The organism is Cellulophaga omnivescoria (assembly GCF_001999725.1).
GTDB lineage: Bacteria > Bacteroidota > Bacteroidia > Flavobacteriales > Flavobacteriaceae > Cellulophaga > Cellulophaga omnivescoria.
The window spans coordinates 1-13,666 of the sequence record NZ_MDDP01000002.1; the positions used below are offsets into that span (position 1 = coordinate 1).

Here is a 13,666-nt window from a genome sequence, read left to right on the forward strand (position 1 = left end):
CTCCTCGCCGCTCCCGCTCTGTGTTGTCTTGTCCTGGTCGCGCTAACCGTGTGGGTGATCCCCATCCAACGTCACCGACCCCGAGTAGTCCTGGTAAGCCGTTACCTTAACAACAAACTAATGGGACGCATACTCATCTTACACCGTAACCTTTATTATAAATATGATGCCATAATTATAAACCATAAGATATTAATCCAAATTTCTCTGGGCTATCCCTTAGTGCAAGGCAGATTGTATACGCGTTACGCACCCGTGCGCCGGTCGTCAGCAAGAGCAAGCTCCTCTGTTACCCCTCGACTTGCATGTGTTAAGCCTGCCGCTAGCGTTCATCCTGAGCCAGGATCAAACTCTTCATCGTTGTTTTGTAAATATTCTTAACAACCTAAAATCGTCTAAAACCAAACTCATTCTCTTTTTTAATTCAATAATACTACTAAGTAGCATTATTTTGCTGTCTCTTCAATATGTCAAATGAACTTTTAATTCTTGTAGAAATACTAGACTCGAACTAGTTGATTAACAATATAATCATTCCAAAATTTCTTAACTCTTACCCTCTCTGAAAGCGGTTGCAAATGTATAACGTTTTTTTTAAACTGGCAAAATAAAAATTTAAATTATTTTAATGCTTATTTTCGCTTTAACAACCCTAGTAAATTGGGAATGCAAAAATAGTATTTTTAATTGCTACAAAACAAGCTTTTGCAAACTTATTTTTTAACCTTTTTACAATACTAATTTCACAACCTAATCAATGAACTTCACCAACTTTATAACTACTCATTTATCCGTTAGCGGCTGCAAATATACTCCCATTTTTAAACATCACAAGTCTTTTTTACATCTTTTTTAAAAGTATTTTTAAAACAAGCTTTACCACGCTATTTTTCAGGCACTTAAAACCTATTCTTTTTTGATGCTTTTTTAGAAAATATCAACCTGCGAGTTTTAACTGCTTTTAATCCCTATTACTTTAACTATTGAATGGCGATTATCGAGCTAGAAAACTATTAAAATAATAGGTAATAAACGAGAGTGATGCAGGGTTTAAATTAAGAAAAGAAGTTCCATACCAATCCAAAACGTATAACAAAGTCACGATACGGGTAATTTGGTGCCGAATAAAAATCGTAACCCGTAAAGGACGAATTAAAGTGTTCTGCTTTTAAATAGATTCTTGTTTGCTTTACTTTTCCGTTAATAAAAAAGTCTAACATAGGGTATGCTCCTAGTTTTTGTTGATCTTGAACGTAAAATTCTCCTAAAGCAGGATTATAAGCATTCATATTATACGCTGTAAAATACTTGAATGTAACACCTGTTTGTATAAACATAGCTTTTTTAAATACATCTTTAGAAAAGTACAACGTATTTCTGGTTACAAATTCTGGTACATTTAATACGGAGTTAGATTGTGATACATTTTGATACATTACTGTATTATCTAATGCCCAACGACCAAACTTAAACTCTTTATTATATTTTATTTTTAAATATCCAACAGAAGCACTTTCTTGAAACGGTTTTATATATGCGTTTTCTTGACCATTATTTATTTGTTCCTCTGTAGCTGTAGAAGCAAAATAGGTGTACTTATCTATATTTGTGTACTTGGCAGATAATGTTCCGTATGGTTTAGAGCTATACTGAAAATTTAAACTATTTACATTTTGTTTATCAAAACTATTCGTGTTTTGCCAGTTGTAATTTTGATAATTACTTTGATAAAGCAAGAAATTAAAACTAGGCATTTTAGACTCATTATGTAAACTTGCCTTAAATTTATGTTTATCCTTATATATATAGGTAGCTTCTGCATTTAAAAAACTACCTCCTAAATCTCCTGATACATTATAAGCAGCCTCTCCTTTTAAATTAAATTCCCCTATTTTTTTGCTATAAGCAGCACCTAAGGATATTTCCGTTCCTCTTAACTGATTATCTATTGTACCTGTTGGAGTAATTAATAAACTTTTAAAAAAGTAGTTATAATTATAAATACCAACATAACCTTTTAGCCTTCCTAATAATTTGTTAGAAAACGTAGTGTTTAATTGATTGTATGTTGTTTGCAAATGAGCTTTATCATTTGTCTCATCTAAAAAGGTATCTCCAAAATAATCATATTGGTTATCTTGATTGAATTTAGAGAATTTTGTTTCATAACTAAACTGATGTCCAACAGCTATTGATGTAGCTATAATACTGCTTATAGAATCTTCATTCTTTTTAACTAACTTATATTGCTGATCTAAAAAATATCTTTTTCCTAATACAATACTTTCTGCATCTATAAAAGCTACATCTAACCTATCTCTAGTTGTAAATTCATCATCTCCGGTTTCAAACTGAGTATCTCCATCTGTTAATCCTCCATTTTCTTGGTAAGTTACATCTTGAGCCGCAATATGTGCTAACAATAAATATCTATTATTTTTAGATGTATAATTAGAAGTAACTGTGAAATTACCAGATGATGCCTGATCGTAGTTGTATTTACCTAAAGACCTAAAACCCTTGTAACCTAATGAAATATTTAACTGAGGAGACATATTAAATGTTAGCATAGCATCTAGCAATTGCCCCTGGGCCATTGTAGTTTTAAACATTAACTCTGTTAAAGGCGTTGGAACTTTGTAATATTTAATTTGATTTATACTCCAGTAATTATCTGTTAATGCAGATGAATTTAGAGAAGGATACATAGATTCACTATCAAAATCTACACCTAACCTATTAGACGGTTTTCCAATATTTGCAAATGGCATAAGTTCAAAACCATCTTTTCTTAAGTAGTTGTACTTATACTCTTTTTGTATACTTAAAGTAGTATCCAAAAAGGTAGTATCTCTTTTTATGGTAAATATTTTATACTCTTGTACACTAGGCTTTTCCTCTTCACCATCCTTTAAAAGCTTACCTGGCTTTTCTTCACCTTTAGAACCTAAATTATTTTTAGTCGGTTTTGGATTTTGCGCACCAGCGATTGCTCCCCAAAGTAAAAATACAAGTACAATATATCTCATTTATAAAAAAATATAAGCAAAGGTAATTTTTTACATTTAATTATCTGTGAAAGTTTTGTTACCTTTTACAGACTAACCTTTAGACAACAAGATTAAAACTATAAATTAACAAATGTTCACTAAGCTAACTCGCTGCAGTATTTTAAGAGTATTTTAAGAGTATTTTAAGAGTATTTTAACAAAAAAATGCTATTTCCTTGTAAATAGAACTATTAATTAGGATATTTAGCGTTTTTACTACATGAAAATGTTAAATAAAACCAAAAATTTATAGTCCATAAACTTAAACACCAAACAAACTAAGATGACAAAAAAACTACTTATGCTTTTTTTAATGAGCTGTTCATTTTCATTTGCCCAATTTAATGAAGCAGCTCCTTGGATGAAAAATCTAAAGAAAGAAAAAGCCAATACAGCCTCTAAAGAGAATAGCAACAATATGACTATGGATGAACTCACTAGTTCATTTAATGATTATTGGATTAATAGAAATAAAAAAGAGAAAGGTAGTGGCTACAAACCTTTTATGAGATGGCATAATTACTGGAGTTACTATCAAAATACAAATGGTTACCTACCAACATCCAAACAAATTTATGATGCCTGGAAGACAAAAATAAGCACTGCCAATAAGGTAAACCCTACCAGCAACTGGACATCTGTTGGCCCCACTACTAGCAATGTTTTTGCCGGCAGACTACCCGGCAACGGAAGAATAAACGCAATAGCCGTAGACCCTAATAATGAAAATGTTTGGTACACAGGCGCGCCTGCTGGTGGTATTTGGAAATCTACAAATGCTGGTGCAAGTTGGACAAACTTATTGTCTGATTTTTTACAAATTGGCGTATCTGGTATAGCTATAGACCCTAATAACTCTGATGTAATTTATATTTCTACAGGTGATGATGATGCTGCAGACTCCTATAGTATTGGAGTGCTTAAATCTACAGACGGCGGAAATACTTGGAATGAAACTGGTTTAAATACAAATACAATTTCTTCTGGGATATCATTTTTAACTAATGAAATTACCATAGACCCTACAAATAGTAATATTGTTTGGGTAGCATCTAATAACGGACTATACAAAACTATAGACGGAGGTGTATCATGGGTAAATACATTACAAGAAAATATTACCGATTTTAAGCTTAAACCAAACGATAGTAATACTGTTTATGCCGTTGATTTTAATAACTTTTATAAGTCTACAGATGGTGGTACAACATTTAACACAATTACCAGTAATTTGCCAACAAGCTCTGGTAGGCTGGTTTTAGGTGTTACACCCGCTAATGAAAACTTTGTATACGTGTTAAGTGCAAATACAGACTATACATTTCAGGGCATTTACAAATCTACAAATAGCGGAACAACTTTTACAAAAACATCTAATAATACAGATATTTTAGAGTCTAACCAAGCTTGGTTTGATTTGGCCTTAGAAGTATCTACAACAGATGAAAACACCTTATTTACCGGTTGCCTAAATGTATGGAGAAGTACAAACGGAGGAAATAGCTTTGGAAAACTAAATAACTGGGGAATTAACAATAGTGCTTATACCCACGCAGATATACATACCCTAAAAATGTTTAACTCTAAACTTTTTTGTGGTAGTGATGGCGGCTTATATGTATCTGAAAACAACGGAACAACATTTACAGATGTAACAAACGGAATGTCTATTGGTCAGTTTTACAGAATATCTGTAGCTAAAGACGATTCATCTAAAATGATAGGTGGTTTACAAGATAATGGAGGTAATGTATTTAACAACAACCAATGGAATAATTATCATGGTGGTGATGGTATGGACAATGTAATAGACCCTAATAATAACAATTTAATATATGGGTTTACACAAAACGGAGGCTCTTTAAATATTTCATCTAATTCTGGCGAAAACATTGCTCAATTAGGTCCTCCTAAAAATGCAGATAATGAAGATATAGATGGAAATTGGATAACACCACTAGCCATTAATAGTAGAGGTGAAGTTTTTGCCGGTTTTGATGCTATTTACAAGTTAGAAGGTACTAATTGGACAAAAACAAGTACTTCTGCTGGTTTTGGTAAAATTGAAGATTTAGAAACAGACCCTCTTAATCCTGATATTATTTATGCTGTTAACAATAATGTTATTTATAAAAGCGATGATAATGGGCTTAATTTTACCTCGTATATATCATTGCCTGGAAACATATCAGATTTAGCTATAAACAACTTAGATAGCTCTATCCTATACGCGACTACTTCAAACAGAGTAGGAATAGCATTATCTGGACAACCATTTAGTCGTGGAGTTTATAAAATTACAACAGATGGCACAGATGTTACTTTAGAAGATATTACTTTAAATTTACCTACAGACCAAGCATTTTTTAGCATTGCCCACCAAGGCTTACACCAAGACAATCCAATTTTTGTTGGCACAAGTTTAGGTGTTTATAGGCTAGATGATACGCTTACAGAATGGGAAGAGTACGATACCAATTTACCAAATGTAGCTATAGGCGATATTGATATTAATACCACAGATAATATTATTACTGCCGCAACATACGGCAGAGGTGTTTGGCAATCTCCTTTACCAACTAGGGACCCAGATAATGATGTTAGCTTAATTTCTATATCTCCTTCCATAAATTCAGTTTTATGCGGAGAAATTACACCCATAGCAACCATTAAAAATAACGGAACAAACCTAATTACAGAAGTTACATTTACATATGGACTAAACAATACAGAGTTAACTTATGTTTGGACAGGGGCTTTAAACTTTGAGGAAACAGCTACAATACCTTTACCTGCTATAAATACAACAGACTTTGGAAAATCATCTTTAAAAGTAGCCGCTACAATAACAAATGACACTTTTAACACAAACAACTCTAAAAACAGTACGTTATATATAAACAGAGACGGAAATGCTAATGTTGTAAATACTTTTGATAGTGAGGATGAGTACTTACTTACGTACAATGAATCTAGTGACGCATTATTATGGGAAAAAGGAGTTCCTAATGGCACTTTATTAAACACTGCCAGCTCTGGAGCCAATGTTTATGGCACTAATTTGGATGGCGACCACCCAAACAACACTAAAGCTTATTTAATTAGTAATTGCTACAATATAGCCAATATTGCAAATCCTGTGTTAAAGTTTAAAATGGCATATGAACTAGAAGAAAACTGGGATGTGGTTTATGTAGAATACTCTACAAACCAAGGTATAGATTGGAATGTTTTGGGCAACATTAATAGCCAACCAAACTGGTACAACAGTAACAGAACAAATGCAATATCTGGTGTTGCTGACGATTGCCAAAATTGCCCTGGTAAACAATGGACAGGCACCAATACAACCCTAACAGAATATAGCTACAACTTTAATACAAATGCAGCGTTAGGAGAACCAAATTTAAGCCTAGAAGAAAATATTATTTTCAGAATAGTTTTTCACTCAGACCCAGGAGTATCAGAAGAAGGTGTTATTATAGATGATTTTGTTCTAGAAGGCGAACAAGATGACGATGATGATGATAATGATGGCATTTTAGATGTAGACGACAACTGCCCTACTATTGCCAACGCAGACCAATTAGATACAGACGGAGATGGTATTGGTGATGTTTGCGACACAGATGACGATAATGATGGTATTTTAGATGTAGATGACAATTGTGATTTAATTGCAAACCCAGACCAAGCAGATTTAGATAACGATAACGTAGGAGATGTTTGTGATAACGACAATGATAATGATGGTGTAATTGACAGTTTAGACTTGTGCCCTACAACGCCAGAAAACACTATTGTAAATGTAAATGGATGTGAAATATTTTCGTTACCATCTTCAAATTTTAGAATAAAAACAATTGCTGAAAGTTGTATATCTAGTAATAACGGAGCTGTTAATATTACAGCAGAAATGCCTTTAAATTATACGGCAACCATAAGCGGCAGTGTTAATAACTCTAAAACATTTACCAATGAAGTTTCTTTTAATGATTTAGCCTTAGGTAACTATACTATTTGTATTACTGTTGATGGCCAACCAGAATATCAAAATTGTTTTACTGTATCTATTTCAGAACCAGAACCACTAGCGGTAACAACTGCAGTAAACTCTGTTTCTAATAGTGTAACATTTAATTTAACTGGAGGTAAGGTCTATAACATCAACATAAATAATAAAACATATACCACTACTAAAAACGAAATTACCTTACCGTTAGATAAAATTGAAAATAAAATTAGTATAAAAACAGATAAAGACTGCCAAGGAATTTATGAAGAACGTATAATTTCTAGCACAGATATTTTTATTTACCCGAACCCAATTAAAGGTGGAGATTTAACCATAGAATTAAACAGACCAAATGTAACCCAAGTAGAACTTGCATTATACACTATAAATGGCACCAGAGTATACAAAAAAGATCATAAATTAAATAACGGTTTTATACAATTTAATGTAGACTCTTTATCTAGAGGTGTATATGTTTTAAATATAAAAACCCAACAAACTATACTTACTTATAAAATAATAAGAAAATAATATGAAAACATTATATAAATTTACTTGTATTAGTGCTTTAATTTTGGCCTCTTGCGGTGGCGGCGGAGATGATGGAGGAACAGATACGCCAGCACCCACTGCTGCCCCAAAACCAACAACATTAGTTTTTCCTGAAAATAACACCGAATGTAATGAAGGAACTATTGTAAGTGATAGACAAAGCTCTGTAGAATTTAGCTGGAGTGATGCTGCAGATACAGACAGTTATGAGATTAACATTAAAAATTTAAATACCGGTAATACTATAACAAAAACAGTTACCACTACTTTTAATGCTGTTATTATAGACCGCGGAACTCCTTACGAGTGGTTTGTAACATCTAAAGCGTCTGGCACTACAGAAACGGCAACTAGTGACGTCTGGAAATTTTACAACCAAGGTATTGGCACAGAAAATTACGCTCCTTTTCCTGCAGATGCAATTAACCCTACAAGAGGCGCTACTATTGCTACAACTAATGAAGTATCATTAAAATGGTCTGGTGAAGATGTAGATGATGATATAGTTGATTATGAAATATTATTTGGAACGGATAACACACCAACTACAAGTATAGGAGTAACTACAGAAACTACTATTAACACAAATGTTACAACCAATACTATTTATTATTGGAGAGTAATTACTAAAGACAATGAAGGCAACACTTCTAATTCGGAAATATTTGAATTTAAAGTGGAATAATAACGTTAACAGTAATGCACAAAAAAGCTCTTAGAAACTAATCTAAGAGCTTTTTTTATATGTCGACTAAAACAAATTGAAAGCCCAGATACCAGAATTAATAATCTGGGCTAATAATAAAACAAAGTAAATATTACTTATATACTATTGATTTTGATCTGCTGGAGTAATAGCGTCATTTAAATTAATTTCAGTTTCTGGAATCTGAAAAGTAAAACGAGCATCACCCGCAGGGATATTAAAGAAGGAAGATGGACTATTTGGATGTGTTGTACCTTCAAAATCACGAACAAGACCAACATTCCATCGTTTCATATCTAACAAACCAAATCCTTCTCCCCAAAGTTCTATACGTCTGTGCAACCTAATTTCCTCCATTAAACTATTACCTGAATTTGTTGAAAGCATATAAGCATTATCTCTGGTAGAAACCAAATCATATAATTCTTGTGCTGCACCAGCGTCATCTCCGTTAGAGGCTTTGGCTTCAGCAATAATTAAGTACATTTCTGCAACTCTCATATAAACATAATCTGCCTCAAAAAAAGTATCATCATAAAACTTATAATTATAAATTTGACCTTCTTTAGGCTGATCAATAAAACCGTTATCTGGCCCAAACCAATTGCTACGTACGTCTGTAGAAGATACTGCGTTATATAACCTTACATCTACAGTTCTGTGATGACCTAACTGACCTGTATAACCAGGTGTTACACCAATAGCGCTTTTTTGTACTGGTGAGTACGATTGTATTTGCGCAAAAAATGATGCATAGATAGATGATGTATCTCCATTTATATCTGCTCCCCATAACCACTCTGGGTTAGATATGTACTGAAAACCATCTAATAACTGATCTGCCGCTAAAGATCCGGCTGCTTTTGCTATTTCTGCAAATTGTATTGCTTTAGTATAATCTTTAGACAATAAATAAAAACGAGCCAAATAACCAGCTGCAATATTTTGATTGATAACAGTCTTATCTGGTCTTGTAAAACCCTCAAGACCATCATAACCTTCTTTTAAATCTGCCTCTATTTGGTCATAAACCTCCTGCACAGTTAACCTACCAAAACCTGGCCCGTTAACTAAATCTGCTGTTGGATCTATAATTGGCACACCAGCATCAGACATTGCTGGGTTTCCTTTTTGGTAAATTTGTATCAGTTGCAAGTAAGCCAATCCTCTTACTACTTTTGATCTAGACAAAACATAGGTTAAATCTTGTGTTAATACAGACTCATCTAATCCACCAATAAGTGTAATAGTTTGGTTTGCTCCTTTAATTATTTCATAGTAATAATCCCAAATTGTATTAGTTTCTGTACCAGATTCTTGGGTTCTACCAATGTATTTATACAAATCATCATACCACCAGCCATTGTTAGAGTCTATCATATCATTAGACATAATATCCATCATTAAATCAATAGACTTTTGGCCATAATCGTTATGGTTACCCCCAGAGCCTGCTACGTTAAAGGTTCTCATATTATTTATTGTACCAGTATCAAAAGAACTTGCGGTAGACAATAAAGCTTCTGGCGACTCTTCAGCTAATTCTGCAATGGTTGCATCTGTAACTATGTTTTCTAAATCTGACTCTAAATAATCATCACTACAGCTAGCTGATATTGCTAACATTGTAGCTATTACTAATATTTTTTTCATTTTTTTACTTTTAAAAATTAACATTTAAACCTAACGTAAACGTTTTTAATGTTGCGTACCTTACAGAATTGTTACCTCCGGTAACACTTGCTCTAGGATCAAAACCTTGTATATCTGACGCTGTCCACAAAGCTAAGTTGTTACCCAAACCATAAATTCTAACTTTACTTAAACCTATTTTATTAGTAACATCTTGCGGTAAAGTATACCCAACAGACACATCGTTAAGACTAATGAAATCTGATTTTTGTAAAAATAAATCTGATACACTATAGTTTCTAGAGCCATCTATAACTCTTGGTAACTGCGCTGTTGTATTGTCATATGTCCAAGATTTATTAAAATCTCTATGAAAGTTTTCTCCAATACCACCGCCAAAGCCGTCGTTGTAAATTGCATCATAAGCATACCCTCCAAATTGGTAAGAAAGAGCAAAACTAAAATCTAGGTTTTTATATGTAAGTGATGATGTAAAACCACCATTAACATCTGGTAAAGCAGATTTTCCTAAACTAGTTTCTGACGCTACAGAGTAATCTTCGGTTTGGTTGTTTATAATTGGTGTTGTACCGTCTGCTTCAAATTCACTAGAAGTATACCAAATTGCATTACCATTTTCTGGGTTAACGCCAACAAAATCTCTAATGTAATAATCAAAAGCACTACTACCTTTTTCCCATCTGTATACAGTACCCGGATCTATAAATTCTCTTCCAGGAGCAAGTTTAGTTATCTCATTTTTATAATGAGTTGCATTTAAATCTACCGTCCAGTTTAAGTTTTTGTTTCTAATAATGTCATAAGAAATACTAGCTTCAAAACCTACATTTTGCATATCCATTACGTTTTCTGGTATAGATGGTAAACCAGAAGAGTTAGGTAAAGGTCTGTTAAAAATTAAATCTGTTATTTTACGTTCAAAATATTCCGACTCTATTCGAACCCTATTGTCAAACATATTAAGTTCAAAACCAACATTAAAATTGGTAGATGTCTCCCATTTTAAATCTCTGTTACCTAAAACTGTTTTATTTAAGTTAAACTCTTCACCATCTGTAGTTACATCCCACTGATCTAAGTAAGGTGCATAATTTCTAACAGCAGTATTGTCTGGGTAACCAACATAGTCATTACCCTGCTGGCCAATACTAGATTTAAGTTTAAGTTCAGAAATCCAATTTACATTATCCATAAAAGATTCTTTAGAAACTCTCCAAGCTAAACCAGCTCCCCAAAAGTTACCCCATCTATTTTCTTCTGCAAAAACAGAAGAACCATCTCTACGGAAACTACCATTTATGTAATATTTATTATCAAAGTCGTACAACATTCTCGCAAAAAAACCTTCTAAAAGGTATTCTGTAGGACCACCAGTTACATTACCTGCTCCATCATTTTCTGCAAATAAACTAGCTGAAATATCATTAGAGATAAACTGATTTTTTTTATTGGCATCTAAAAATTTAAAGTTGTAATCTGAGTTTTCATGCCCTAACAAAATATCTAGGTTATGATCTTCTCCTATCGTTTTTTTCCAACCTAATAATTGTTGATTAGTATAAGTAGTACCTCTACCAAACTGCTCTGATAATCTACCGTTTACATCTGCAGGAGATGCACTACCAACAATTTTATTGGTATAATTTGTGGTATTATAAAAAGCAAGATCTAAACCAAAATTATATGTAAATGTAAAATCTTTTAAAAAGTTAATTTCTGCAAAAGCCCTTGACGTTAAATTATCTCTTACAGATTTATTTACATTTAGTGTTTGTAGAGCGTGCGGATTAGAAAAACCATTAAATGGCCTACCAGCAGTTGCATTTGGAGATGTAACATCTGCCCAATCCCAAAGTGGATTTCCTTTGTCATCTAAAACCGTTTGCCCCGTAGCATGATCTACAGCAAAAACAGGATATATAGGCGCTATATTTCTAACCCAAGCAAAATTACCTGTAATATTATTAGTTAAAGTTCCTGTTTGCTCTCTGTTAGCATAATTAGCAGACATCCCCAATTTAATGTTATCACTCACTTGAGAGTTTACATTCATATTTAAAGTTAACCTTTTAAAACCGGTATTAATGTTATACCCAGTATTATCTTCATTACCTACAGAGAAAAAGTATTTCGCTTTTTCAGTACCTCCGGCAATACTTGCGTATAAAGACTGTATACCACTACCGTTGTTAAACAACTCATCTTCCCAATCTGATGTCCATAACTGGTTACCAGATCTTAATTTACCCGTTGTAGGGTCTATAACAGTTGTTCTATCACCTCCAAAAGGATTATAAACCAAGCCTTGTGCTCCATCAAATAAATTTGCAGAAGCATTTAAGCCAGCAGTAGCTTCATCTGTGCCATTCTCTACAATGTCATTACTTTTAAGCATTTTATGATAAGCCTCCAAATACTCACCAGCCCCATCCATAACATCATAATCTTTAACAGCTCTACTGGTAAAACTAGTTCTAACATCTAAGTTTACACTTACTTTACCCGCTTTACCTTTTTTTGTTGTTACAATAATAACACCATTAGCTCCTCTATTTCCATACAAAGCAGCAGCTGCAGCATCTTTTAAGAATGAAATAGACTCTATATCATTTGGGTTTAATGATGTAATAGACTCGTTGTAAGGAACACCGTCTACAACATATAAAGGCGCAGAAGATCCGTTTAAAGAACCTATACCCCTAAACCTAACTGTAGGTGCTGTACCAGGTTGTCCTGAGTTAGAAAAAATTTGAACACCAGAAACTTTACCAGTTAAACCTGTTACCGCATTACCAGATGCCACTTTAGCTATTTCTTCTGATTTAATTTCTGCTATAGACCCAGTAAGGGACTCTTTCTTTTGAGTACCATAAGCAGTTACCACAACTTCTTCTAGCGCTTCTGCATCTTCTTCCATTTGAAGATTAATTGTGCTTGAAGTCCCAACAGTTCTTTGTGTTGTTTTTTGACCAATATAACTGTAACGCAAAACCTGACCTACTTTTGCATTTATGGTATAGTTACCGTCAAAATCTGATTGCGTACCAGTTGTTGTACCAACAACCAGTACCGAAACACCAGGCAATGGTAAACCATTTTGGTCTGTTACATTACCTGTAATTGTTTTCTCTTGCGCATAAGAGAAACTCATTAACATCACCAGTAAGGGTGTTAAAATCCAAGTTACTTTTTTTCTCATTTAATTTAGTTTTGAGTTAGCTTTAGCTTTCCTTTAACCCCTTGTACTATTAAAAAATACTATTAACAATTTTTTAGCATTTTTAGATTTATAACAAGTAATTAAACTGGACTAAAAATTATTTAATTAAAATAGATACTTAGTAAATTCAGTGTCCTACAAAGAATTAGTACTACCCAAAAAACTTTTATAAATAAGAAAACAGCAACTTAAAAAGTATCTATAAAGCACTTTGTCGTATTAAAACTTTGTTAATTACATTAATTATTAAAAAAAATTGATTTTTGTTGCGTAAAAATTACTATAACAGCAACTTTCTTATCATATTCTTAATTTTACGCAGTTAAAACAGAAGAAATTTAATCATTGAAAAGTAAGACAAGACAGTGTTAATTTAACAAGTACAATTGTTCATGAAAACATTACAGATTAACAACCAACACCCTTTTACAGATAAATAAAACCATAAAAAAACCGCCAAGAGCAATTGC

At 33.0% G+C, this 13,666-nt stretch carries 5 protein-coding genes and 1 rRNA gene; 2 read left to right on the forward strand and 4 right to left on the reverse strand.

Annotation, left to right across the window (positions count from 1 at the left end; all coding sequences use genetic code 11):
* Both BFJ87_RS16940 and BFJ87_RS01050 read right to left on the reverse strand, forming a co-directional pair.
* A 16S ribosomal RNA gene (locus tag BFJ87_RS16940) occupies positions 1 to 361 on the reverse strand; the annotation flags it as partial.
* Between the two features lie 694 nt (positions 362 to 1,055).
* A complete protein-coding gene (locus BFJ87_RS01050) occupies positions 1,056 to 3,029 on the reverse strand; it encodes a putative porin (RefSeq protein WP_077398786.1) in 1,974 nt (657 codons plus the stop codon).
* A 304-nt stretch (positions 3,030 to 3,333) separates the two neighbouring features.
* Here BFJ87_RS01050 and BFJ87_RS01055 point away from each other — a divergent pair, with 304 nt between their 5' ends.
* On the forward strand, positions 3,334 to 7,596 hold the full coding sequence (locus BFJ87_RS01055) for a T9SS type A sorting domain-containing protein (protein ID WP_077398788.1): 4,263 nt from the start codon (positions 3,334 to 3,336) through the stop codon (positions 7,594 to 7,596).
* Between the two features lies 1 nt (position 7,597).
* Positions 7,598 to 8,302 (forward strand): hypothetical protein, encoded by a 705-nt coding sequence (locus BFJ87_RS01060; protein ID WP_077398790.1) that lies wholly within the window; start codon positions 7,598 to 7,600, stop codon positions 8,300 to 8,302.
* Between the two features lie 144 nt (positions 8,303 to 8,446).
* Here the strand turns inward: BFJ87_RS01060 and BFJ87_RS01065 are convergent, their stop codons facing one another.
* Together BFJ87_RS01065 and BFJ87_RS01070 are read right to left on the reverse strand one after the other, a co-directional pair.
* Complete coding sequence (locus tag BFJ87_RS01065) at positions 8,447 to 9,976, reverse strand: RagB/SusD family nutrient uptake outer membrane protein (protein WP_171974448.1); 1,530 nt, start codon at positions 9,974 to 9,976, stop codon at positions 8,447 to 8,449.
* A gap of 10 nt (positions 9,977 to 9,986) precedes the next feature.
* Positions 9,987 to 13,175: a SusC/RagA family TonB-linked outer membrane protein gene (locus tag BFJ87_RS01070; protein WP_077398795.1), complete on the reverse strand. Its 3,189-nt coding sequence runs from the start codon at positions 13,173 to 13,175 to the stop codon at positions 9,987 to 9,989.
* Between the last annotated feature and the right edge of the window lie 491 nt (positions 13,176 to 13,666).

Excerpts from the sequence above, each read along its gene's own strand:
- BFJ87_RS01070 (WP_077398795.1), bottom strand. The coding sequence starts at position 13,175 with ATGAGAAAAAAAGTAACTTGGATTTTAACACCCTTACTGGTGATGTTA.
- BFJ87_RS01055 (WP_077398788.1), top strand. The coding sequence starts at position 3,334 with ATGACAAAAAAACTACTTATGCTTTTTTTAATGAGCTGTTCATTTTCA.
- BFJ87_RS01050 (WP_077398786.1), bottom strand. The coding sequence starts at position 3,029 with ATGAGATATATTGTACTTGTATTTTTACTTTGGGGAGCAATCGCTGGT.
- BFJ87_RS01060 (WP_077398790.1), top strand. The coding sequence starts at position 7,598 with ATGAAAACATTATATAAATTTACTTGTATTAGTGCTTTAATTTTGGCC.
- BFJ87_RS01065 (WP_171974448.1), bottom strand. The coding sequence starts at position 9,976 with ATGAAAAAAATATTAGTAATAGCTACAATGTTAGCAATATCAGCTAGC.